The sequence below is a fragment of the Candidatus Zixiibacteriota bacterium genome (genome assembly GCA_022865345.1).
GTDB lineage: Bacteria > Zixibacteria > MSB-5A5 > MSB-5A5 > RBG-16-43-9 > RBG-16-43-9.
In genome coordinates, this window is record JALHSU010000183.1 from 1 (window position 1) to 25,104 (window position 25,104).

Here is a 25,104-nt window from a genome sequence, read left to right on the forward strand (position 1 = left end):
CACCACGGGATCCTCCAACACGGCTATGGGACGAAATACGCTCTCCAGCAACACTGAGGGAAACAACAACACGGCTGTGGGATGGGATGCACTCTCCAGCAACACCACGGGACACTACAACACCGCTATAGGGCTCGGGGCTAATGTTTCCACGGGCGGTTTTTGACCAATGCCACTGCCATCGGTGCCAATGCCGTTGTAGGTGCCAGTAATGCCCTGGTCTTGGGCGGTACTGGAGCGGACGCCGTGAAGGTGGGCATCGGAACGACCAGTCCTCAAGGAGTTTTGGACGTAACTTCTACTAGCGGAGCATTGATTGTTCCGAGAATGACCACCGCTCAGAGAGACGCCCTAACTGCCATCAACGGCATGATTATTTACAATACCAGTACGAGTCAGTTCAACTTCTATGAAAATGGTGCTTGGGTTACAAAATGATGAAGGTAGAGGAATGTAGCGTCGGGCTTTATGCTTGACGAAAGAAACTTATGCTGTCATTGCGAGTGACTGAAAGGAACGAAGCAATCCATTTACTCCTGGAGAGGCAGATTGCTTTGTCGTCCCCCGCCAAAGGCGGGGAGACTTCTCGCAATGACAAGGTGGAAGCATAGAAAAAACAAAAATTATCTTCTGGCTGAGTTTCACCTTGATTCTCCTTTTCAATTTAGTTTTAGCAGGTCTGCCAGAAAAACCTGCTCCTTTGAAAGGGGAAAAGGAGAATAAGGCAGCCTCAGGCTTTAAGCCTGAAGAAAAAAGTGGAGGTCTGAAGACCTCCGCTACAGAAAAAACGTCCGGGATAAACCCTGACGCTACGAAATCGGAAAAGGGTTCGGCTCAGGAGAAAAATCTTACTCCCGCAAGTTTCAAACTGGTGACGGATGTGATAGATGGTTTCGGTGGACAAAAGTCTAACAGCGGATGCGATAGGTATGTCTTTGCCGGTGGACAGTCTTCCGCCATTGGTCCTGGCACCAGCACCAATTTCAAACTTTATGCTGGTTTCGTTCATTCAACTATGGTAAAATGCGGAGACGCCAATGCGGATGGCTCCCTTACAGTTTCAGACGTGGTTTACCTGGTAAATTATCTTTTCAAAGGAGGACCTGTAGCTAAACCGTATGAGGCAGGGGAAGCCAACTGCGACGGCAAAGTAACGGTTTCAGATGTGGTTTATCTGGTCAATTATCTGTTTAAAGGCGGACCTGTGCCGATCTGTTAAAAGCAATGACAAATGACGGATTGATGATAAAAGATAAGCTTTCTGTAGGTCTGGAGACCAACAGAGAAAGGCAGACACAGGGGTCTGCCCCTACATTCGAAATAAAAAAAGGCTTTCTTTTTAAAGAAAGCCTTTTTAGCTATCCTTGAGTTATTTCTTATTGAGTATTTGTTCCTGTTCCTGATCCTGATCCTGTATCCAGACTGGATTTTAGCCCTTTCATCTCATTGGTGACTATAGTCGGGGTGACAAAGATGACCAGATCGTGGTTGGTGATCTGTTTTTTTGTATAGCCGAAAAGATATCCGAGTATAGGGATGCTCTTAAGGACCGGGATACCCTTCTGAAGTTTAGTCTCCTCCTGAGTGGTCAACCCTCCAATCACCGCAGTCTGCCCGTCATCCACCACCACGTTAGTCTCAGCGTTATTTGTGTTTATGATCACGCCATTCGCGTCAAACTGATAAGAGCTTCTCTCCGGACTGAGTTTCATCAGGATCCTTCCCTCTGAGGTGATATGGGGAACAACCCTTAGAATTGTTCCTACCTCGACGAAGGTTATGACTGTATTTCCGGAGGCGTCAAATTGTTTGATCGGCACCTTCTGGCCCATCTGAATGAAAGCTTCTTTGTTATCTACGGTGGTTATCTCCGGATGAGCCACTATCTTGGCTTTGTTAGTCTGCACCATGGCTGAGATGGCCGCACTCAGGTTAAAATCCGTCTGCACAGTGCTGTAAGTAAAATTGCCGATCTTGTCATCATCTACCAGTTTATTGCCCTTCTGCTCAATAGTCATCTGGTTGTTTCCTTTCAGACTCGGGATGACGCTCCAGTCGACCCCCAATTGATCCAGGGCTGAGGTTTGCACCTCTAAAAGCTGTGCTGATATCTTTATCTGATTCGTTTCCTTGTCCAGTGCTTTCACCATCTCCTTTGTCCGGGCGATATTTTCCGGAATATCTTTGACGATGAGAGAATTTGTTCTCTGGTCAACGTCAATAGTTCCCCTCTCTGAAAGTGAAGCCTTAAGAGGTTTAATCAATTCACTGGCAGTACCATTCTTCACGCTGATTATTTCGGTTGTCAGGGAGGTTATCGTCTTCTGGTCGGCCTGGTGCTTCTGGGTGATTGTCAGCTCAGCAAGATAATCCTGTAAGGGCAAAACCCTTATATAATCTGGGTTCTCCACCAGAGCAAAATTATAGGTTTTGCAGATTATCTCTAATGCCTGTCTCCAGGTAACGCCCTTCAAGCTCAGGGTGATACTTCCAGTAACTGCCGGAGAGGCAACGATATTTTTCTTGCCCTCTTCTGCCAGAAAACTCAAGACCGAGTGAACGTCTGCGTTTTGCAGGGAAAGAGATTTCAAGATTCTTTCCTGTTCTCCGAGGACTTGAAGAGCAAAAAAGATAATTAGCCAGCAGGTGACCAGAAAGATTATTTTTCCAAATTTAAGTTTTCTAATCCTCATATTATCTACCTCTCTTCTTGATTGGGTGTGTAAAGTTCTAAAGCTATGTTTTTAGCATATCCGTATTCCTGAATTTGAAAGATAACCCTCTCTTTGTCCACAGATACCACAGAGCCGTTCCTTATCCTGTCTCCAGCCTGGAGTATATACCCGTATCCTAGGTCGTTTTCCAGCAGGGCCTTGAAACCGCTATTATCTTCCAGGATACCCACCAGTTTAAGCTCCTCGATGCTGGGTAATGGCACGGTCCCTAATTCGAAGTTCTTTTTCTCAGTTAGAGGAGTAAAAGGGTCTTTCCGCTGTCCGCTGTGGAAAACCAGCAGTTCTCTTTTTGGAGTCTCCTCCATCACTTTGCCCGGGATTTTCGGCTGAGCCTCTTTTTTAAGAGTATCAGATTTCACCTGCTTCAGAGTGTCAGCCTGCACTTCTTTGGTCTTTTCTGATTCAGGAGCTTTTGGTTTTTCTGCTGGAACAGTCGGTTTTGTCTCCTTCTGAATCTGAGGAGAAGGTTTCTCCTGAGTTTTAGCTTTTTCAGAAGGTTTGACTTCCGTTTTTTGAGCCGGCTTTGCTTCCTTGGCTGCTAAAACAATCTTATCTTCTTTCTTCGATTTGTCTAAAGATGGATCGGCTTCTGGTTTCTTGCTCTGAGAAACTTCCTTTTGACCCATTTGGAACTTCTCGGATGCAGTTTGAGTCCCAGTGGCTTCCGCTAATTCAACATCTCCTGTGAGAGATTTCCTCTGAGCTGCGCTCCAGGTCTGGAAAGTCGGCTCTTGTGGGGTCGAAAAGGCTAAGGTAACAGCTTTATCCTCTGTCCCTTTTACTACTTTATAGACTACTGAGTTTTTAAGATCCAGCACTATCCGGCAGACCTTGTCCGGGGTGGTCTGGTACTGACTGGTGCGGATGGAGCTTATAATTCCCTGGGGCAGATCCTGAAAGTTTTTTTGGGGCAACGAATTGACTGCGTTCAAGCAGTCGATTACCACGCGATACGGTTTCCCTTCTTTTTTCTCCTCGATGAAATGATTAAACTGAATGGGAGCGTCTGCGTAGATGGTCACATTAGTATATCCCCCTTCCCTTTGCAAAGAAATGTTCTGGACGTTGGTCTCTGCCCGGAGCAGTACAATGGGAATCAAGGATAAGAATATAAAGAGGATAATTCCTGAATATAGTTTATTGGTTTTCATAGATCTTCCTATTTGGGAAATTCCACCTTTTGAAGTTTCTCCTCTTCTTTAATAAAATAGGTGGTCAGTTTACAGGTGATTGCCACAGTTTTCTTTTCTTTTTTCACCTCGTCTTTAGGCAGCCCGGAAAAATCTACTTCCGTGACATTGGTCAAGAAAGGAAAGTTAGCCACGCTGGCAAAAAAAGTGCCCATATCTTCATAAGTTCCTTTTAAATCCATTCCGAAAGTGGCCGCATTGTAGAAACTTACCGGTTTTATTCCCTGGGGCATTATCTGACCTATTCTTGCTTCGGAGTTCTGAGAAGCAGACTGTAACTGGGTTAAGAATAAAGGTACCTGTTTCTCCTCCGGCAATAAAAGCTCTACCTGTTTATACCTGTCAAGCAGACCCTCATATTCATCTTTAAGGTTCTGGAAACTTTTGGCTTTCATCTCCACGTTTTTCAGATTGGTCAGAAGCATTTCATACTCTACCTGTTTCCCATTTATTTTCTTGATATTCACCGAATAAATCCGGGCATACCAGAAATAGATCACCAGGAAGACAACCAGGGCAGCCAAAAACATCTTTTGGTTTTTCGGATCTTTTAAATCCATTCCATCCTCCTAAATATTAACCACTTCCCCTGATTTAAGGGGAAGATATTTCAGTCTGGGTAGTAGATACCAGCTCTTTCTTAGAAGGAAGCTGGCTGGTATAAAAAAGGTCGCTGGTCAGCTGAAAGCTATAAGCTTTCTGCTTTTCCAACTCAGTCAACTTAACATAACTCAGCTCTATGTTTTTAAAGTAACTTGAGCGCATCAAGTTTATCATAAAAGTAGCCAGGCTGTTAAGAGAAAAAGTATACCCTTCAATAGTAACTTTTCGGCCTAACACAGGAGGAGGAAGTGCTTGAGACTGGGTTTTCTTGAGCGTATCAGCCATTTCCGCTTCAGGGTTCTGAACATTCGGAACAGCTGCAGGTATAACTCGTGGGATTTCCTTGAAAGCAGAGAGCCAGAGGTAATCAGGCACTCTGGAGCTTAAATCCTCCATAATGTCCACCCAGGTGGAGCGATCTCTATCCAGGGCTTCAATAGCGGAAAGACGCTGTAAAATCTTAGTTTTAAGCTCTCCTAAAGCATCGACCAGCCTGATGCTCTCCTTTAATTCTTCTTTTCTTCGCTGTCCTTCTGCTATCTTATGATTTAGACTCTGGAGCCTGACACCCTGTAAGATACTGATAAAGATCAGAAGAACCAGTATAATTCCGACTCCACCTAAAAGATAGGCGGTGTTTTTCTTAAGGGTGAATACTCCTTTACCTTTCCTTAAGTCTTTGGGTAGTAGATTTATCTCTATCATCTTACTTTACCTTCCTTGCTGCCAGTCCGACCGCAATGGTCAGGAGTGGAGCTATCTTCTCTGGCTGGGCTTGCCGGAAGATGTCCGGGTCATATTCTATATTTCTTAAAGGATTAATTATCTCAACCGTGATATTTAACTTCGACTGGATGAATTCTGGCAGGAAGGGAATCAGGGCTCCTCCGCCGGACAACACAATCCAGTCCACATTAGAAACCTTAGCTGAAGATTTGAAATAAGAGATCGCTACCTCCAGTCCGGAGATCAGTTCCTCAGATGACGTTACCACCGTAGCTCTCAGCATGTCCTGATCGATTGAAGAACCCATTTCCCCTTTCAGAGTCTTAAGGGCTAACTCCGGGTTAAGCCGGAATTCCTTCATTATAGACTCATACAGCATACGGGCTCCAGAGGAAATGTCCCTGGCTGAATGATATACCCCGTCTTTAATAAAAGTCAGATTAGTGGTGTCAAATCCGATATTAACCAGAGCAGTCACTTTTTCCGGGTTTATCTCGTAGTTTATTTCATAAGCGTTCAAAAGTGCCAAAGCCTCAGTATCGACTAATACCGGCCTGAGACCGGCATCCAGGATTAAATCCAGATAAGATTTTAAAAAGTCTTTGCGCGCGGCAACCAACAGGACGTCCATCTTACTGGTTTCCTCGTTCACCTTGATGACGTGATAATCCAGGCTGACATCATCCACATCAAAAGGACTTCTCTGCTCAGCCTCGAACAGGATGGCCTGTTCAGCTTCGTTCCCGGTCTTCTTATCCATGGTAATCTTGTCGTTCAGCACTCCATGTCCTGCCACCGCTAAAGCCACATCTTTTATTCGGGGGTCGCACTGGTCGATCAGCGATTGAATTACGTAAATCAATGCATCCCGGTCTTTGATCTCCTCGTCCACAATCGCATCCGGTGAAATCTCCTTGATCCCCAGAGCTTTCAGGATATAAACTCCGCCTTTTTCCTCGAACTTGACTAATTTAATAGAGCTGGCACCTATATCCAGACCGGCTACCGTTCTTCCCTTTTTCCCTAAAGCCATAAGAATTCTCTTTTATAAAGGTTTAGCTGTTTCTTCTTTTAAATCACTAATTCCTTTATCGACTATTTTAAAGAAATATTAAGAGGAAAATAATTTTTTTTTATGACAGAGGAAAAAATATTCATGCTAAAAACTCTTAATAAAATATGAGATTTTTTAGCTCTGAGTTAGCCTGACTCTTCCAGTGCTTGCCAGAATGTCTATTCTTACATATTTGGCAAGCTCCGCATTATAAATGTCCACTGTGCCAGAGGAGGAACCAGAGCCAGTCGAAAGGTAGACCACTGCCGTGTTGGGGAAGGTGCAGTTGTTGAGAGAAAAAATACTGGATAAGGATATGGTTTTCACGACCGAGTCCCCGACATCATAAGTATAATTAGAAGGATTTACCACGTCCTTAAACAGGACATACTGCCTGGCGTTCTGGTCAAAGTAAATCCCGTATTGGGCTCTACGTGATACCGCATATGAGCGGGCTAAACGTAAATCAGAGCGAAGGTCTCTGCCGGCGGATTTCAGCCTCTGCTGTCGGAAAAACTTGTCGAACTTGCCAACTGCCAGAGCAGACATGACACCCACAAGCACCACCACGATCATCATCTCAATCAAGCTGAATCCCTTTTGTCTTTTTTGAGCAAGCATTTTCTTAACCTCTCTTTTTTTCCTTACAATTCTCTCCAGCTATTAGCAACGATCTGATAAGTATAAGCATAAGCAGTCCCCGAGCCAGGCATGCCCGGGGGCAGATGGTCAACTAAAGAGGGCACGTGAAACAGGTCCGGAACATTTGTCATAGAAAAATAGTTTGAGACCATTGCTCCTGCAATTTGATTTTGTTTAGCATTGGTGATTTTATCCTGGGCAAAAAATGCTCCCATAAGATTAAGATGCGAATCACCCGTGCCGGTTCCGATATTCAGGTCTTTTGCCGCGATAAACCCCAGAACATCATCCGCCGGGAACATCCCATTGGATAGAACATGAGTGCTGAGGTTGATGTTGTTAGCCGAGACCAGGGTTCCCTGTCCATCGTAAAGGATGGGAGTGCTCTTTAGCCCCCCGCTTCCAGAGTTTATGTTTATGTCTCCGGTAACATATACTATTCCGCTGACCTGCAAATTGCCAGCGTTGTCCAGATAAACGCTTCCGTAGGAATTAGACTGGGCCGGATATGAAAATCCCGGCTGTAGATTTAAATCCCCGGAGATCACCAGGGCATTGCTCTGCAAATAATTCTGATAAGAGGTATAGCTATATCCGGTATGGGGATCAGTATAGGGATCACTGAGGTTAGGGAATTTTAAGCTATTGTCTAAATCGTAGCCCTGATTGCTGCCGTTATCAGAATACACCTGACTGGCTCCCTTATTCCCGGTATATCCATCATTTACGTAACATCCGTCCATAGTTTCTTTTACCGAATTACCCGATACATTAGGTGTCCCAACCGTAGCAGATCCAGATACACTTACCTGGCCGTGTTTTACTCTGAATTCCGCATCCAGGGTATTGACTACCTCGCCATTATAAGTGGTAGTGTCTAAGGCAGGTATGCGGCTCGACAACGCCGAGTTGATTCCACTGTAGTTATTATAAACGCGGGCGACACCGCCCAGGTCATAGGCAAGGTCTACGACGGTAAGAGATGCATCATAAATCCCGTTTCCATTAGAGTCTGTATAAGGCTCAGCCGGATCCCACACTCCGTCCATGTCCGTATCTGTCAAGAGCGGTTCCCCGGGGTTCCATACCCCATCCCCATTCAAATCCGTATAGGTATCAGCCGGATCCCACTTGCCATTGCCGTTGGTATCAGTGAAGGTCTCACCCTCTCCTAATATGTCAACCGGACCGTGAAATGATACGTTCCCGTTTATGCTGCGTCCTGATTGACCCACTCCTGCAAAAACAATATTATTCCAGATATTATAGGGATTTCTTTTTCTCTTTACTATTACCTGAACCTGGGATGAACCTTCCTTTGAGCTTCCTGAAGAGGTCAAAGTCTTATAAGGAAGTGTACCGGTAACGTCCACACTGAAGCTTCCGCTTCCCAGATTGGGATTGGCATTTATAATAGTCTTCAAGGAATCGTTATTCAGCATATTAGGGTTGTTTTTTAAGATTTTCATTCCCAATTCCAGCCCGGCTTCAGACAGATAGAAAGATGAAGTCCTCTCTTTCATATTCTTTGAGATGTCCATATCCGTGATGGAGGTGGTCAAAGCGGCGATGAAGATAAAGGTCAGCATAACCATTATTATAAGTGCCAAAAGCAAAGCGGAGCCTTTTTCCTCAATCACCAATCTAATACTTCCTGCCCTTTTTACTATATTATTGTATGTTCTCATTTTTTTCTCCTTTATATGTTGTTTCTTACCTTTACATTAGAAGTTAAAATCCTGCGGCGATATTTGTCCCCAGTGAAATTCTGGTCTTTAGCAGCCTCGCGGGCAACAAGCCGCACATTAACCAGTTTACCACTTTGAGTAAACTTCAGGGAGTCTATGTTTTCTGCAAAAACCTGAGCTGCACCTGAGCTAACCTTCTTCATAAGATTGGGATGCACTGGATTCGTTCTGGAGATATAGTAAACTACAGTATCGACTTTGACCCCGAGATTATAATAGATTTTTAAGGTATCGCTCCCAACAACGATCGAGGGAGAGCTGGTAAGTCCAAATCCCGCAATTCTTATGTTTCTGGAGATCTCGTCCATAGACACTCTGGCGTTCTGCTGCATATCAGAGATATCTTCCTCCACAATGAACCGATTATGCTGTGACTTATAAAACTCTAAGGCTATCGCTCCAATTAGAGCCGTTAATGTAGCTGCGATTAACACCTCGATCAAGCCTACGCCTTTCTGGCAAATCATCTTCCTTATTATAGACGTGTTCATCTTATGACCTCATCTTATAAGTGTAATAATTAACAGTTCTGGTTTTACCAGCTTTATCAGTCCAGCTCACAGTTACTTTAATACGGTACACCCCCGAAGGCACGGAGCCATCTGTGGAATCTACATCTACTCGGGAAGTGCGGGTAAAAATTCCATTCAGGTTGTTAGTCACCTCGGTCCAGGGCAGAGGATTGAAGGAAACCAGACTCTGCATAAATTCAATCTTATCCTGGGCAATCACATTGGCTTTAGTCATTTCGCTGGAGTAACTGTTGGAAAAAATCGTGCTTACCAGCATCGGAGCCAGCCCCAGAATTCCGAAAGCCAATATCAGCATAGCCACCAGCACTTCCAGCAGACTCAGGCCTTTGTCATTTTTTGTCATTGCGAACATTTTTTTCTCCTTTTCTAATTATTATCTATTAAATGATTCAGCAATACCCGTGCCAAAATATCTCAATCTTCACCCTAAGTTAAACTCGTTTAGTCTGTTAACCTTATCAGCGGTCGTCTTTTGAGTCGGCAGACTTTCAGGAATCATCTTTAATTACTCCTTAACAATTGACAAATTTCAACAAAGTATTGGAATTTTCCAATACTAAAAAAAGATTCTATTTATTCGTATAAAAATAATGTTAATAGCTTATTGACAGAATTAGTTTTAAATCTAAATTGTTGATTGTAATGATAATCGTAATGATTTAACTTTTTGCTTAAGGAGGTCTCAGATGCAAATTAAAAAGCATCTTCTTTTTTCAGCTCTTCTCATTCTTATCCAAGCAACTTTTGCCTGGAGTGCGGATAAACCTTTAGTTTCTCCAAGGGACAATCCGGTAATCCCATCTGCATACAAGATTTTTCTGTCAAGCAAACCAGCTACTGAAAAAGTCAGAGTCTGGGTATATTTCACTGATAAAGGTTTTTTTGATCAGGAAAGTTATTCAAAAGCCAGTAAAATGACGGAGAATTTCTTTACCCCAAAGTCCCTTCAGCGTCGAGCCAAAAGTATCAAGGGGGAATTGATAAGTTTCATTGACCTGCCTGTAAATCGACCCTATATAGAAAGCATAAAAATCCTTGGCGCTAATTTGCGCCAGATAAGCCGCTGGCTTAATGCGGCAAGTTTTGAGGTCTCCATTGATAAGTTGGATCAGATTTCCATTCTGCCGTTTGTGAAATCCATTCAGCCGGTTCGGACTTACATACGACGGCCTTTAAAGGAGGAAATTCAACCTCAATTTAAACCAGTGGAATCATTAGATTATGGTCCTTCTTACAGTCAGCTTCAGCAGATAAATGTGCCGGCAGTGCATACTTTAGGTTATAAGGGACAGGGAGTTTTAGTCTGTATGATGGATACCGGTTTCAGAAAAGACCATAAAGCTTTTAAATCTGCTTACTTAGAAGGAAGAGTCTGGGCTGAATATGATTTCATTAACCACGATACTAATACCCAGAATGAGCCAGGACAGGATGCATCTAACCAGCATAATCATGGAACCTATACCTGGTCTACATTGGGTGGAGAGATAGACGGCTCACTGTACGGACCAGCTTATAAAGCTAACTTTATCCTGGCTAAAACTGAATATGTCCCTACCGAAACCCGGATTGAGGAGGATAACTGGGTTGCAGGAATGGAATGGGCAGACAGCCTGGGAGCAGATGTTATCTCCAGTTCTTTAGCATACTTCAATTTCGATAATGGATTCACTTATACTAAACAAGAATTGGATGGCAAAACCGCAGTAACAACCATAGCCGCCAATACAGCCACCCGACTGGGGATAGTCGTATGTAATGCTATGGGGAACGAAGGCCCAGGAGACACTACCTTGATAACTCCGGCAGATGCTGAGACCATCCTTGCCTGTGGAGCGGTGAATAGTTCCGGAACCATTGCCAGTTTCAGCTCGCGTGGACCTACAGGTGACGGAAGGATAAAACCTGAGGTGGTGGCACGAGGAGTTTCTACTTATTGTGCCACAGCCACTGATACTAACACCTTTGGGTATGTGAGTGGAACCTCCCTGTCGACTCCTTTAGTAGGAGGATGCGCCGCAGTCTTACTCTCAGCTCATCCTGACTGGGTCCCCTGGAAAATAAGAGAAGCTCTGATGTATACCGCTAATAATTCCTATACCCCTAATAATACTTACGGCTGGGGCCTGATAGACCTCTTAGCCGCAGTTCAGTATTCATTTCGCACCGGTGACGTAAACCGCAACGGTTCCGTCACGATTTCTGATGTAGTCTACTTAGTGAATTATCTTTTCAAGGGCGGGCCAGCCCCATACCTCTGGTACAGAGGAGATACAAACTGCGATCAGTCAGTTACAGTGGCGGATGTGGTCTACCTAGTAGCTTATCTTTTCAAAGGTGGACCTCTACCCTGCTCTTATTAATAAATGTAATGTAGCGGTCCGCCAGAGGCGGGTTAGACCTCCATAAAAAAATGGAAGGCTGAAGCCTTCCGCTACATAACTACAGATTATGAAACTTCAGAGTTATATTTTAGTTATCTTTTTAATTTTATTTTTTCTTCCTGCTCCTAAACCTTTCGCTCAAAATTTTACTCCATTCAACAAGGATTATAATAAATCCGATTCAAAAATGATAGTCCGGGTATACCTTACCTCTTTTTCACAGATGGATGAACTAAAAAAGGAAGGGGTTGAAATAGTCTCAGAAGAGGGAACCAAATGGGTGGAGGTCTCTTTAAATAACCAGCAACTTGAAGCCCTCAGAAAAAAAGGGTTTAGAGCAGATATCCTGGTTACTCAGGAAGAGTTAAGGGGTTTGAAATTTCTTATCGACCCTCAATATCATACTTATGAGGAATTAACTCTTGAGTTAGATAGCCTGGCTCAGCTTTATCCAGCTATTGCTAAAAAAGAATTCTTAGGTGTTTCCACTCAGGAACAAAGAACCATCTGGGGATTTAAGATCTCAAAAGACGTAAATCAGGATAAAGACAAACCCAGGGTTTTATTTGATGGAGTTCATCATGCTTGTGAGGTGATGGGTTTAGAGCTTTGTCTGCATTTAATCAAAGACCTTCTGGACGGTTATGGTTCTAATCCTCAGATAACCTCCTGGGTCGATGGAACTGAGATCTGGTTTATCCCCCTCTTGAATCCGGATGGACATTCTGCAGTGACCAACGGAATCAGCCTTTACTGGAGAAAGAATGGTCGGGATATAGACGGCGATAATATATTATATGAATACCAGTGTAATAACTGGTGGACCTGCTATACTGAAGGAGTAAATCTAAATCGTAATTACGATTTCAACTGGAGCTCCGGGGGAAGTCCTAATCCCTGGCATTATGATTACCGCGGCTCTGCCCCTTTCTCAGAATCAGAGACTCAGGCAATAAGAGATCTTGCCCTGAAATATAAATTCAGTTTATCGATTACCTTTCACAGCTATGGAGAGGTAGTCATTTATCCCTGGTACTGGAGCGGCACCCCTGCCCCAGATGATCTAAGTTTAACTGACATAGCCTATAACCTTTCTTCCCGGATGACTAAAGAAATTGGCGACCCCTATAATTTTCAACTCGGCTCTGCCCTGAGTGGAATGAATACTAACTGGTTCTACGGCGCCTTAGGGGACTTCGCTTATACGGTTGAAGTCCTTCCCTATCCTCAATTCATTCCTCCAGGAAATCAGATTGATTCAGTATATCAAAAGGTCAAGCCGGGGATGTTATATCTTCTGGAGAGGGTAAATGGTCCCAGCCTTACCGGAATTATAACCGATTCAGTGACCTCTGAGCTTTTGAAGGCAGAAGTAAGAATACTGGAGCTTTACTCTACGCAGGTTTTACCCCGGACAAGCGATTCCCTTTTCGGAAGATATAGATGGCTCCTTTTGCCGGGGAATTACACCCTGCAGGTTTTAAAAGAAGGATATTATACTGAGACTATATCTGGGTTAAATGTAGGCTCTGGTTCCCCTACAGTGAAAGATGCATCTCTGGTTAAATTTAAAACAGGTGATGCTAACCTGGATCGAACTCTCAGCGTTTCAGATGTGGTATTTATAATCAACTATCTTTTCAAAGGAGGTCCAGCACCTTCCCCTCTTTATATTGCAGATGCCAACTGCGACACCAAGGTCACAGTCTCTGATGCGGTTTACCTGATAAATTATCTTTTCAAAGGCGGACCACCACCGAGTTGTTAAAAAAAATTGTAGGGGCGTATTGCCATACACCCCTGAGGTTCGTAGCGTCCCGACTTCTGTCGGGACGTTTTTATTTATCAAAAAAGCAAGGCTAAAAGTCTCAAGACCTTGACGGCCTTGCCCTACAATACTGCAAGGCTGAAGCCTTCCGCTACATTCTTGCCCTATTATTTCCCTGTATGCTGTCTACTACCTACTGTCTACTAATTAAGCGTCTATATTATATTTCTTAATTTTCTCGAATAAAGTAGTGTAATCTATTTTCAAAATGTCGGCCGTCTTTCTCTTGTTACCCCTGGTCTGGGTCAGTACCCTTAAAATCATTGCCTTTTCAGCCTCCGCCTGAGCGAATTGTCCGACCTCTTTTAAGCCGGCACCTTCTCTCAGCCTTATCTCTGAATTGGAGGGTAGCCTTATGGCTAAATGCTCTGGCAAGATTTTTTTCCCTTCGCACAGGATTATCGCCCTTTCAACGGTATTTTCTAACTCCCGGACGTTTCCGGGCCAGAGGTATTTATCCATAAGGTTCAAAGCATCAGCAGAAGGGGTTTTCTTCTCTTTTTTCATCTCCAGGCAGTATTTTCTTATAAAGAAATCAGCTAATTCTGGAACGTCTTCCCTTCTTTCCCTTAAAGGCGGAATTGAAATCGGAAAGACTGATAGTCTGTAATAAAGGTCTTCCCGGAAAAGTTTTTTCTCAATGGCTTTTTTAAGATCGAAATTGGAAGCAGCAATCACTCTGACATCAACACTTATGGTTTTGGTCCCGCCCAAACGCTCAAATCTTTTCTCCTGAAGAACCCTGAGTATCTTTGCCTGAAGAGCAATGTCTAAGTCCCCTATTTCATCTAAGAAGATAGTTCCTTTTTCAGCGATTTCGAATTTACCCATTTTGCGGACAACCGCGCCGGTATAAGCACCCTTTTCCGAGCCGAAAAGCTCATTTTCAAGGAGTTCCCTTGGTATAGCGGCACAGTTAATGGCCACGTAAGGTCCATTTTTCCGCGGACTCAGGCTGTGGATGGCTCTGGCAAAAAGCTCTTTACCAGTACCGCTTTCACCCAGGAGGAGCGCAGTTGTATCACTGGGGGCGACTTTTTTCACCAGTCGGGTAACTTCCTTCATCTTCTCTGATTTTCCTATTATCTCGGTGAACCCTAAACTTTGGGCCAGCTCCTCTCTCAGAAGAACGTTCTCTGCAAGTAATCTCCTGTTTTCAAGCGCTCTCTGGATTAATACATTCAGATGATCCACATCAAAAGGTTTGGTCAGGAAATCAAAAGCCCCTTGTTTTATGGCTTGAACTGCAGTTTCAATTGTTCCATATGCGGTCATCACGATTACCGAGATCTCCGGATCTAAATCCTTAAAGGAAGATAGGACTCTTAAGCCATCCATATTGGGAAGCTTTAAATCCGTTAAGACCAGATCGAATCTTTTCTCTTTAGCTTTATCCAGACCAACTTCTCCATCCCTGGCGACATCCACCTCATACCCTTCAGACTCTAAGGTTTTGGCCAGCATCTGGCGCATACTCTCTTTGTCATCTATCACTAAAATGGATGGCATAAATTTACCCTTTTATCCTGAGAATGAAAGAGAAATAATAATTAAAAATTATCATATATATTATCGGAATAACTGAGATTCCTTGAAGGCAATTGCTGTATTAAAGATGCACAATTTGAGAGGCTTTGAGGGGACGGGAGTTGAGGATTTTTCTTAGATGGTGTTAAAGATAGCTCTTTGCTTGTTTTTGGTCTCCTGACCAAAGACATAATCTTCGTTGGTGCGGACACCAACGAAGAGCAATTTGTTTTTCCCTGTCTACTGTCCTACGGATCCTGGCGATATGCTGTCTGTTGACTACTCTTCTACTGCAGAATTAACTGACTGGTGCCATCCTCATTTTCCAGCACGGTTATCAGGTTTTCGACCGAATCTTTAATATCATCGATATGGGTAATTAAAAAAATCTGCCTGAATCGATTTTTCAGTTTTGCCAGCCCTTTCAGGATATTCTCTTTGCGGGAAGCATCCTGGCTACCGAAGATTTCATCCAAGATTATAAAGGAGAACTCCACCCCGCTGGATTCGGAGATCAAAAGAGATATCGCCAGGCGCAGACACAGGTTCGCCAGGTCTTTTTCCCCGCCTGAAAAACGATCGATGGAGAATTTCTCCCCTTGGTCGTAAATGAATATTTCATATTCATCGTTCAACTCTAAATCCTCATATCTTCCATCAGTCAATTCAATAAAGAGTTCTTTAGCATAGGCACAAAGGGCAGGTCTAATTCTGGAAATTAAGGAAGTTCTAAAACTTATTAAAATCTCATCCAGTTTAGCCAGATAAAGTTTCTCCTCTCCTAAAGATTTAAGCTCTTCTTTCAGCTTCTGGTTTTCTTTGACCTCTTTTTCCGTTTTCTCCAGTTCCAAGGAGAACAGCTCCCGCTGATAGTAAAGGTCTTTTAAGTTTAGCTCCTGCTGATGAACTTTTGACCTTCTTTCTTCAACCCCTTTTTCCAGACTTTTTAGTTCATCTTCTGAAAAGGAGATGATCTCAAGCTTTCCTTTTAATGCCCCGATTTCACCAGTTATCGTTTTCAGGTTTTGTTCTAATTGAGCCAGATTTTCTTTTAACTGAGGAAGCTTGCTTTTTTCTTGATTCAGAGCTGCATGCCTTTCTTTCAGCTTTTCTAATCTATCCAGGTTTGACTTCAGTTTCAGATGATAATCAGGGTCATACCTGGATTCCCCTAAGTTTTTCAGGTTCTCCTGGAGGAAAAGAAGATTGTTTTCTTTATCTTGTAGACCTTTTTTCAATGTTTCCTGCTCGCCTTTATCCTTGAGAAGTTTTTCTGATTCTTTTTGCAGGCATTCGAGCTTTTCCTGCAGGCTTAATTTCTCCTGCTTGAAGTCTTTTCCTCTTTTTTCTATTTCGTTTCGTTGAAGCAGAAATGAATCGACCTTCTTCTTTATCTTCTGAAGCTCAGAGTTAAGATGCTCCCTGATTTTTGGATAATCTGCCCCAAATGGCCTCAAACAGCGGTCACATACCGAATCCGGGCCCAATTTTTCTATATTTTCAAGCTGGGACTGGACCTTAGTCTGTTCATCCTGGGCTACCTTGTAAGCAGATTGAATTACAATAAACTCAGACCTGGTTTTTTCAAGTCGCTCTTCAATTTCAAGAGATGTTTGCTTTAATCCCTCAATGACTTTGTTTTTCCCTTCTAAACCTGCCAGTTCCGGCTCCAAGAATTCAAGCCTTTTTATGTCCAAGTTTATGGTTTTAACAAGACTATCTATCTGAAGCTGAACGTTTTTCCTTTGCTCTGATTTCAGTTTTAGTCCTTCATAAATCTGAAACTCTTCTTTAGCCCGCGGATAATCTTTGACCTCCATTTCCAGATTTTCCAATTCGGTAGTCAGCCCTTCAAGAGTCTCTATCTCTCTTACAGACTTGGTTATCTGAGATTTAAATTCTTTCAGCAAAGCCTCTTTTACAGACAGTTCACCTTGATACTTATTGAAAGTTTCAGATTCCTCTTTTTTTCTCTTAAGCTCATTTTCAGTCTGCTTAAGACTTTTTTCTTCGATCAGAAGGTTCTTCTCCTCATCACCTATTTTCTGCTGAAAACTTTTAACCTCCATCTGTAATTGTTCTTTCTTACTGTTTAACTCGTTTATATCTTTGAGGTGAGTCTCGCTGACTTCAGCTTTCAGCTCGATCTCCCTCGCATCCGTGCGCAGACTTTTCAGAGCAGTGTCGATCCTCTCAATTCCAAGCATTCGGGCTAAGACCTCTTTACGCTTATAGGGTGGGAAATCGGACAGAACGTTTAACTCTTTTTGCGGGGCATAAAAAGAAGTTATGAAAGCCCGGTAGTCCATATCCAGCGTTTTCTCAATAAAATCGTTTACCGGGGTTACTCCTCTTGCCACCACCTTGCCGTTGATCAGAACTGAGGCGTCCGCTTGCATAGAATTACCTCTTAACTCCCTGACCACCTGATAATTTTCGCCCTGCAGCTCAAAATCCAGTATGACCCGGCTTACCTCTTGAGGTTTTGCTGTCAACCTTTTTATTTCCTCTTTCCCGGTTCGGGCAGCTTCATTTCCGTACAATGCCCAGGCAATTGCCTCCATTAAAGTTGATTTTCCAGCCCCGTTGTTCCCGATTATCCCTACAATCCCGTCCGGAAACTCGGTTTGGGCGAATTTAAAGCGTCTATAATTTTCTAACTGAATCGACTGTAAATACATAATAGGCAATAGGCTAAAGGCTATAGTCTAAAGTCTAGTCTTCAGGACTTTAGCCTTTAGACTTAATACTTTGGACTTTTTATTCATCTTCCTCTCTTTTTTCAGAGAGATATCTCAAACCTAATTCCTGTAATTTTTCTTTTTTCATATCTTCTATAACATAATCTTTTAGGTATTGACTGAACTCTTCAGCTAACTTTCCAATGCTGGTTTTGGCTGTAAAATCCTTTTCTTTTTCTTCTTTTTTCTTAAATCTTAAGTCAAAGTAAAGCGCCTCAGCCTTAAGCTCAGATAGTCTCCTGAAGTTTAAAGAGTTGTATACGTGAGCCGGAATTTGAGTTACCTTCAGCCGAACTATCTTATCCTTGATATCATTTGCCTGAATCAGGTCCTCTACCTCTTGCAGTACCTCATCCTGATTCTTGCCTTCTGCATATATCTGAGGCAGCTCAATCATTGAACGGGTAGGAACAGAATGGAATTTTGTCTCTTTTGAGAAGAGGTTGACTTCAACGAACCCCTTTTCCTGCCCTAATTCAGCCATAGAAATCCTTTCAGTTGAGCCGGCATAAAAAACATTCTCTTCAACCTTGGTATAACGATGGTAATGACCCAGGGCTACATAATCAAACCCTTTTTTAAAGAGGGACGAAGGAACCTCTAATTCTGAAAGCTCCCCCATAGAGAATTCCTTTATGCCTGAGACCACGCCGTGCAAGGTCAAAACATTGAAGCGTGCTTCCATATCGATTTCCACTTTTTCCAGCTCGGATTGAAAAGTAGTCGCTGAAAGACAATGAGGAATCGCATGCAGTGCTAAATCTTTTATCCTGATCATCTCATATCTATCCTGGTAAACCAGAGAAAATCCGGGGAAAATCTCAAAAAAAGAGAAGATCGAGCCCACGCCTCTCTGCTTGGGAGTATCATGATTCCCGGAGATGATAATTACCGGAACGTTAACGGCAGTCAGCCGCAAAAGCTGCCTGATGGCAATATTTATTATCCGATTCGTAGGTCTGACAGAGTGAAAAAGGTCACCAGAATGGATTACTATATCTGGCTTTATTTGTATTATCTGGTCTATAGCCCGGATGAAAGCATCGCAGATATCCTCTTCTCTCTGGTTTATTCCAGAAGTCGAGACCTTTCTGCTTAACCCCCCTGCTCCCAGATGAGTATCTGAAATGTGAACCAATCTCATGTTTATTTTCCTCCAGAAGTTACCAGACCAATAATAATAACTAAAAAATTTAATTACAAGAAAAATAAAGTGGTTAAAAAGATGGGTTAGAGGGGAACTTAAATTAAGTTTTAAATACTCACTTCAGCGGTTTTTAGATTTGAAACTTTTGCAGACTCAGGTTTTATCTCTGGTTCAGTTAAGGAAAGAAAAATAGAGAAAATCGTTCCTTTTCCGGGTTCACTTTCAACCTCGATCTTGCCTTTATGTAAGTCGATTATTTTCTTCACCAGACTCAGTCCCAGACCTATTCCCTTTTCCTTTGAGGTGAAGAAAGGTTTAAAGATCTGATCCAGGTTACCTTCGGGGATTCCGCAGCCATTGTCTTGGATGATCAATTCAATTATTGGTTCCCTCTCAGCATTTGATTTCTTGAGGCTTATTTTAATCTCTCCATCATCCGAAACCGCCTCAATTGAATTCAGGATTAAGTTTTGAAAAGCCTGTCTTAACAGGAGCGGATCGCCGGGCAGCAGGGGTATTTCCCCTTCGACTTTTAAAGAATATTTAACCTCAGGCTTCTTCTCCTGAGCTATTTTAATACAATCCCGTATTAACTCCAGCAGGTCGAATTTAACCCATTTCACCTCCAACGGCTTGGCAAAGTCTAAAAATCTCTTAAGCAGATTTTCCAGAGTCAAAGATTCTGCCATTATGCTTTCCACCACAGGGTAGGCGGCACTTCCCTCCCGGATACCTTTTTTTAACATTTTACAGTATCCCAGAAGCGCGCCCATTGAGTTTCTCAACTCATGTGCCAGGCCGGCTGAGATCTCGCCGATTGAAGCCATCTTCTGCTGCTGGACTATCTTCTGCTGGATCTTCTTGAGTTCAGTCAGGTCAGTCAAAACCAGTACCAGCCCAATGATGTTTTCATTTTCGTCCCGCAAAAGTCCACCGTTGGCAAGTAAAAACCCGGTTGGCTGCCTTTTCCCTTCTATCTCTATCTCCGTTTCAGCCGATAGGTTTTTCTTAATCACCAATCCCTCTAACATATTGCAGAGAGCGTGATTCTTAGCTAAGGCCTGTTTGTAATGCTGGTTGTAATTCAGATCGAAATCCGGTCCTAAGAGTTTTTGGGCTGACTGGTTAAATCCGCTTATCTTTCCCTGGTTATCACAGATTATCACTCCGTTATTTATGCTCCTGAGTATATATTCATTGTATCTCTCTAGATTTCTGGCTTTATTGTCAGTCTGAACATAAAGCTCCTGCAGTTTCCTTTCCTTTTCCTTTAGCTCCGTTATAACCTTCTGGAAAACTTCAACCACTGACTCGATATCTTCCTTTTTGCCTGAGGGAGAGAAGATTTTCTCCTCTTCTGCTTTTCTTTTCATCCGCTGATAAGGGGAGAAGATATTTCGCAAAAGGAGTAAAGCCATAAATACCACTCCTAAAATTCCTAATCCTCTGACCCAGCCTTCATTCCTGGAAATACGCTCCATCCATTCCAGTCTGGTAACTTCTTTTTCAACCCTGCAGAAACGAGTTGCCTGAGATTTATAATCTGTAAAGGAGTAAAAATAGCTCTGGTAAAATCTTTTTTGGGGACCCGGATATATCTCGGAGAAAAAGCTTTTGTCCGAAGTAAGCTTGTTCTTGAAAAGATTAAGCGAAGAATCAGCAGGCTGAAGCCCTCCCATATCTGCCCTATCATCTGAGGAAAAGAGAAGATCTCCATGCTGATTTAAAATATCAACCCTTTTAAGCCCCCAGAGAGAGAGTAAGCTTTTGATTTTTGCAATGGTTTTGTGGTTGCCAGGATCATTCTGCCAGAGTTGACTGCTGGAGTAGGCTCCTCCCTTAAGATTTTGTTGAGATTCTTCGTTCCAGCCTTTTTTGGAAAGATTCAATAGATAAACGATCTCAAAATTGATCAGAAGAAAAAAAAGGATGAAAAGCAAGATAGAGAGTCTGATCTCGGTCTGGTAGCTGAACTTGAAAAATTGTTTCATAACTTTATCTTTGTCCAATAAAGACATATCTTTTATCGGCAGATAAAAATAAACGATTTAGCCAAAGAGAGCAGATGAGCAGGCAAGTCTTCAAATATGAAAAAATAGATTGAGGTATAGCTCCACCAGCCGGTTACCAAAGAAGATACAGATTGCAGTTGCTATCGCCAGAAACGGTCCAAAAGGAATCAGCCTGTTCTCTCTTAATTTAGGTGACAGGATGAGGAAAATAATGCCGGCCAGGGCGCCCAAGAAAGAGGCTAAGAAAAAAACCAGGAGAATCTTTTGCCAGCCTAAGAAGGCGCCCAGCATTGCTGCCAGCTTAATATCTCCTCCTCCCATACTCTCCTTTTTAAAGATTTTATCTCCTGCTAAGGCAACCAGGTAGAAAAGTCCCCCTCCGGAGATAATCCCGATTAACGAGTCAAGAAATGAAGGGGATTTTGACAAGAGTGAAAAGATAAGTCCGGCTGCAATACCCGGTAGGGTTATGACATCCGGAATAAGCTGATGTTTTAGATCTATGAAAAAAATCACCATCAAACTGGTAAACAGAAATAATTTCGAGGCAAATTCCCAGCTCAACCCGTACCACAGATACAAAGAAAGGAAGATTAAACCGCTCCAGAGTTCAACCGCAGGATAGATTAAAGAAATGCGTTCTTTACAAAATCTGCATTTCCCTCTTAAGAGGATGTAGCTTAATATAGGTATATTATCATAAGTCCTGATCTTATTTCCACATTTTGGGCAGTGTGAAGCAGGAAAGATGATGGACTTTTTCAGGGGAAGGCGGTAAATGCAGACATTTAGAAAGCTGCCTACCGCCAGTCCGAAAATGAAAACAAATGCTCCGATAAGCATATTCATATCTTTATCTTACTTATCGGAAATAAAAGTAATTTATCTACTTTTAAAGTAGCTTTATGAGCTTTTTAATCTGCTGACAGACATAAAGAACGTCTTCTTTGCTCATTCTGGGATGTAAGGGCAGACTCACTTCCCTTTTGCCGATCTCTTCACCGATAGGCAGGCTTCCAGGCTTCTGGGGGTAATTCTTGCGATAATGGGAGAATTTATGAACTGGCAGATAATGTATGCTGGTCTGAATTCCCTTCTGTTTCAGCTTTTGCATAAAACTCTTCCTGCCAGTTTTTTTGTTTAGAAGGATAGAGAAAAGATGATGGCTGGAATCTCTGGGATAATTCTGAAAGGGGATTGAAATCTCTTCGATTCCACTTAAATTTTTAATATAAATTTGTGAAAGAATTCTTCTTTTTTGATTATTCGAAATCAATTTTTTTAACTGTTCTACTCCTAAAGCCGCACCGATTTCGGTCATCCGGTAATTATATCCCAAGTCCACAATATCATAGTCAAAAGCGACTGCCTTGAACCTTTCCCAGGTCGGGCTGGTCATCCCGTGAGACCTTAGAAGTCTGACTTTTTGAGCTAATCTCTGATTATCAGTAACAATCATACCTCCTTCGCCAGTAGCTAAGTTTTTATTGGAGAAAAAACTAAAGCAGCCGGTCTCTCCTAAAGTTCCTGCCATTTTTGAACCAGATTTCGTGCCAATGGAATGGGCTGAATCTTCTATCATAAAAAGACCATATTTTCTTGCCAGTTTGCTTATTTTATCCATATCCGCCAGGAAACCGCCGTAATGCACCACAATTATGCCTCTGGTTTTTGACTTGACTTTTTTCTCAATGTCCTTTACAGAAATATTGAAGTCCTCCAAACTCGTAGAATCGACAAAAACGGGTTTTGCACCACAGTAAAGAACTGCATTGACACTGGCAACAAAAGTAATTGAAGGAACTAAGACCTCGTCTCCTGCTTTAACCTCCAAAGATTTTAAAGCCAAATGCAGAGCTGCAGTCCCGCTGGAAAGAGCAACTGCATATTTCGCTTTTACAAACCGCGCAAATTTGCTCTCAAACTCCTCCACCTTTTCCCCCATAGTGAGCCACCTTCTCTTCAGCACTTTTGTAACTGCGGAGACTTCACTGGAATTATAATCCAGGTCGAACAGGGGAATTTTCCACTTCATCTATTTTGTCAAATGATTTGAAAGTGTTTTTTGGAGCAATAGCTATAAAATCTTTGCTTTTATCTTTTCAAATTCTTCTAATGCTCTTCTGTAATCCTCGTGCCTGCCTATGTCCAGCCAGAAATCAGAGGAGGGATAGACTAAGACCTTCTCTCCTTTTTTGAGGAGAAAGTTCATTAGCTCAGGGAAGTCGAATCTCCTATTATGTGGTATGAAGTCCATAATCTCTGGCTCAAATATGTATATGCCCATGCTCACTTGATAGGGCAACTTTGGTTTTTCATCGTATCTGGTTAGCTCAAGCCGTTTGTTATATTCCAGAACCCCGTAATCGGTTTCGATTTCTCTTTTCTGCACGGCTATAGTTGCTATGGGCTTTCTCGAAAGATGATAAGTGATAAGCTTTTTATAATTAATAGTAGTCAGAAGATCGCCGTTCATAACCAAAAAGGTTTTCTTGAGTCCGGGAATCAAGGTCAAAGGTCCCATTGTGCCCAAGGGTTTTTCCTCCCGGCTATAAGTTATCTTCACTCCAAATTTCCTTCCGTCACCAAAAAAAGACTGAATCAGATTTCCCAGATAACCTACTGCCAGAGTGATATCCTTCAACTGACATTTTTTGAGCTGTTTTATGATAATCTCCAGGATGGGAAAATTGCCGACAGGCATTAACGGCTTGGGCAGGACAATGGTATAAGGATTAAGCCTTCTACCCTCTCCTCCAGCCAGAATTATTACTTTTTCTATCGATTTGGATTTGGACATTTTTAAATATTGTAGATTTCCTTTTTATATCTCCAGGAGTTTTCTTCGATCCATTGGATGGTATTTTCAATCCCCCTCTCCAGTTTAGTCTCTGGTTTCCAGTTGAAGAGCTTTCTTGCTTTGGAAGTATCTGCTATCAACCTTTCGACTTCGCTTTTCTGTGGTCTAACCCTCTTTTTATCCGATTTGGTTTTTAAGTCTTTATTAAATTTTCGCCTTACTAAATCGATCAGTTCGGAAATAGAAACCTCAGTGCCTGTGCCTAAATTAACCACTTCTCCAATGGTCTTGTCGGACTGAGCAAATGAGATGAACCCCTTTACTGCATCCTTAACATAGGTTAAATCTCTGCTCGGGAAGACTGAACCGAGTTTGAGCCTGCTTCCTTCTATTCCCTGAATTATCATATTCGGTATGACTGCCCTGGCTGACTGCCTTGGTCCATAAATATTAAATGGGCGAATGATGCCTACAGGTAAGCTAAAGGAGCGGTAAAAACTCAAGGCTAATTGATCGGCGCTGACCTTGCTTGCGGCATAAGGAGATTGCGGATTCAAAGGGTGTTTCTCATCCATCGGTATGTATTTAGCGGTACCGTAAACTTCAGAGGTGGAGGTATGCACTAACTTCTCTATCTTTGAATCTAAGGCAGCCAGAAGAAGATTCAGACTCCCTGATATGTTGGTCTCAATAGCGTCTCTGGGATTTACATAAGAATAAGGTATCCCTATCAGAGCCGCCAGGTGAAAAACTACAGCCTGATCTTTCATCATCCACTTCAGAGCTTCTCCATCCCTTATGTCGCCAGTTACAACCTCTACTTCTCTTAAGACAGCTTTATCCAGGTCCTCGAGCATCCCCCAGTCGTTCCTGGAATTATAATGCACTAAAGCCCTTACCCTGGCTCCGATTTTTACTAACTCTTCCACCAGATGGCTCCCTACAAAGCCACCTGCACCAGTGACGAATACCTTTCTCCCTTGTAATTTCACCTTTTCTCCTCAACAAATATAAAATTAAAAAAAGGCTTAATAAGTTTTAATAAAGATATAATAATAGGCTTTTTTTTCCAAGAGAAATATTAAGAATAGAATGTAGGAAGTGAGTTAATTTAAAAAAAGACTTTACAAAGTTGAGCTATTAGCATCATTGATCGTACAGGTTATCGCTCCGGTCTGGTCGATAGCCCAGGTATCTACTGCTGGATCATCATCTAAATTTGCAGTGGCGGTGGCGGTGAAGGTATTCGCAGCCGCAGTTATTACGTATGTATACCTGGCTGTGACCATTACATCCACTCCCAGACTCATAATAGAACCTCCGGCTGAAGCCGAGACCCCGTTGCAGCAGTAACTGTTATACTCCTGACGGTAAGCATGTTGCATTGCATATATTTGTTTCAGGATTTGCTTGGCTTCGGTCTGCTTGGATTTA

Annotated in this window: 21 protein-coding genes; 3 read left to right on the forward strand and 18 right to left on the reverse strand. The window is 42.6% G+C overall.

The features are described from left to right. The first annotated feature begins 646 nt into the window (after positions 1-646). On the forward strand, positions 647-1,219 hold the full coding sequence (locus MUP17_08925) for a dockerin type I repeat-containing protein (GenBank protein ID MCJ7459098.1): 573 nt from the start codon (positions 647-649) through the stop codon (positions 1,217-1,219). Positions 1,220-1,376: 157 nt separating this feature from the next. On the opposite strand, the gene MUP17_08930 is transcribed toward MUP17_08925, so the two are convergent. From MUP17_08930 to MUP17_08970, 9 genes are all read right to left on the reverse strand, one after another. Then, the gene (locus MUP17_08930) at positions 1,377-2,693 is read right to left on the reverse strand and encodes a hypothetical protein (GenBank protein ID MCJ7459099.1); all 1,317 of its coding nucleotides are present in this window, start codon (positions 2,691-2,693) and stop codon (positions 1,377-1,379) included. A 5-nt stretch (positions 2,694-2,698) separates the two neighbouring features. Continuing rightward, the gene (locus MUP17_08935; GenBank protein MCJ7459100.1) at positions 2,699-3,886 is read right to left on the reverse strand and encodes an AMIN domain-containing protein; all 1,188 of its coding nucleotides are present in this window, start codon (positions 3,884-3,886) and stop codon (positions 2,699-2,701) included. An 8-nt stretch (positions 3,887-3,894) separates the two neighbouring features. After that, the gene (locus MUP17_08940) at positions 3,895-4,485 is read right to left on the reverse strand and encodes a type 4a pilus biogenesis protein PilO (protein ID MCJ7459101.1); all 591 of its coding nucleotides are present in this window, start codon (positions 4,483-4,485) and stop codon (positions 3,895-3,897) included. Positions 4,486-4,519: 34 nt separating this feature from the next. Next, positions 4,520-5,233, reverse strand: coding sequence for a PilN domain-containing protein (locus MUP17_08945; protein MCJ7459102.1), 714 nt, complete (start codon positions 5,231-5,233; stop codon positions 4,520-4,522). Position 5,234: 1 nt separating this feature from the next. Then, a complete protein-coding gene (locus MUP17_08950; GenBank protein ID MCJ7459103.1) occupies positions 5,235-6,287 on the reverse strand; it encodes a pilus assembly protein PilM in 1,053 nt (350 codons plus the stop codon). 156 nt (positions 6,288-6,443) lie between these two features. After that, positions 6,444-6,929, reverse strand: a complete 486-nt coding sequence (locus MUP17_08955) for a GspH/FimT family pseudopilin (GenBank protein ID MCJ7459104.1) — start codon at positions 6,927-6,929, stop codon at positions 6,444-6,446. 23 nt (positions 6,930-6,952) lie between these two features. Further along, the gene (locus MUP17_08960; GenBank protein MCJ7459105.1) at positions 6,953-8,638 is read right to left on the reverse strand and encodes a pilus assembly PilX N-terminal domain-containing protein; all 1,686 of its coding nucleotides are present in this window, start codon (positions 8,636-8,638) and stop codon (positions 6,953-6,955) included. An 11-nt stretch (positions 8,639-8,649) separates the two neighbouring features. Further along, entirely contained in the window at positions 8,650-9,189 is a 540-nt protein-coding gene (locus tag MUP17_08965) for a hypothetical protein (GenBank protein ID MCJ7459106.1), read from the reverse strand. 1 nt (position 9,190) lies between these two features. Beyond that, positions 9,191-9,583 (reverse strand): prepilin-type N-terminal cleavage/methylation domain-containing protein, encoded by a 393-nt coding sequence (locus tag MUP17_08970; GenBank protein ID MCJ7459107.1) that lies wholly within the window; start codon positions 9,581-9,583, stop codon positions 9,191-9,193. A 334-nt stretch (positions 9,584-9,917) separates the two neighbouring features. Between MUP17_08970 and MUP17_08975 the strand changes: the two genes are divergently transcribed. Continuing rightward, positions 9,918-11,594, forward strand: a complete 1,677-nt coding sequence (locus MUP17_08975) for a S8 family serine peptidase (GenBank protein ID MCJ7459108.1) — start codon at positions 9,918-9,920, stop codon at positions 11,592-11,594. Positions 11,595-11,682: 88 nt separating this feature from the next. Beyond that, positions 11,683-13,383 (forward strand): dockerin type I domain-containing protein, encoded by a 1,701-nt coding sequence (locus MUP17_08980; GenBank protein ID MCJ7459109.1) that lies wholly within the window; start codon positions 11,683-11,685, stop codon positions 13,381-13,383. A 207-nt stretch (positions 13,384-13,590) separates the two neighbouring features. On the opposite strand, the gene MUP17_08985 is transcribed toward MUP17_08980, so the two are convergent. The 9 genes from MUP17_08985 to MUP17_09025 all read right to left on the reverse strand — a co-directional run. Then, positions 13,591-14,952 carry a sigma-54 dependent transcriptional regulator gene (locus MUP17_08985; GenBank protein ID MCJ7459110.1) on the reverse strand — a complete coding sequence of 454 codons (1,362 nt, stop codon included), beginning with the start codon at positions 14,950-14,952 and terminating at the stop codon, positions 13,591-13,593. Positions 14,953-15,257: 305 nt separating this feature from the next. Then, positions 15,258-17,651 (reverse strand): SMC family ATPase, encoded by a 2,394-nt coding sequence (locus tag MUP17_08990; protein MCJ7459111.1) that lies wholly within the window; start codon positions 17,649-17,651, stop codon positions 15,258-15,260. A 79-nt stretch (positions 17,652-17,730) separates the two neighbouring features. Continuing rightward, positions 17,731-18,855 carry an exonuclease SbcCD subunit D gene (locus MUP17_08995; protein MCJ7459112.1) on the reverse strand — a complete coding sequence of 375 codons (1,125 nt, stop codon included), beginning with the start codon at positions 18,853-18,855 and terminating at the stop codon, positions 17,731-17,733. 110 nt (positions 18,856-18,965) lie between these two features. Beyond that, positions 18,966-20,849: an ATP-binding protein gene (locus tag MUP17_09000; GenBank protein MCJ7459113.1), complete on the reverse strand. Its 1,884-nt coding sequence runs from the start codon at positions 20,847-20,849 to the stop codon at positions 18,966-18,968. Positions 20,850-20,939: 90 nt separating this feature from the next. Beyond that, positions 20,940-21,719 carry a prepilin peptidase gene (locus tag MUP17_09005; protein MCJ7459114.1) on the reverse strand — a complete coding sequence of 260 codons (780 nt, stop codon included), beginning with the start codon at positions 21,717-21,719 and terminating at the stop codon, positions 20,940-20,942. Between the two features lie 43 nt (positions 21,720-21,762). Continuing rightward, the gene (locus MUP17_09010) at positions 21,763-22,905 is read right to left on the reverse strand and encodes a DegT/DnrJ/EryC1/StrS family aminotransferase (GenBank protein MCJ7459115.1); all 1,143 of its coding nucleotides are present in this window, start codon (positions 22,903-22,905) and stop codon (positions 21,763-21,765) included. A 42-nt stretch (positions 22,906-22,947) separates the two neighbouring features. Continuing rightward, entirely contained in the window at positions 22,948-23,670 is a 723-nt protein-coding gene (locus MUP17_09015) for a sugar phosphate nucleotidyltransferase (GenBank protein ID MCJ7459116.1), read from the reverse strand. A 2-nt stretch (positions 23,671-23,672) separates the two neighbouring features. Beyond that, positions 23,673-24,662 (reverse strand): GDP-mannose 4,6-dehydratase, encoded by a 990-nt coding sequence (locus tag MUP17_09020; GenBank protein ID MCJ7459117.1) that lies wholly within the window; start codon positions 24,660-24,662, stop codon positions 23,673-23,675. Between the two features lie 132 nt (positions 24,663-24,794). Continuing rightward, positions 24,795-25,104, reverse strand: a 310-nt coding sequence (locus MUP17_09025; protein MCJ7459118.1) for a hypothetical protein, incomplete at its 5' end; no start/stop codon positions are given.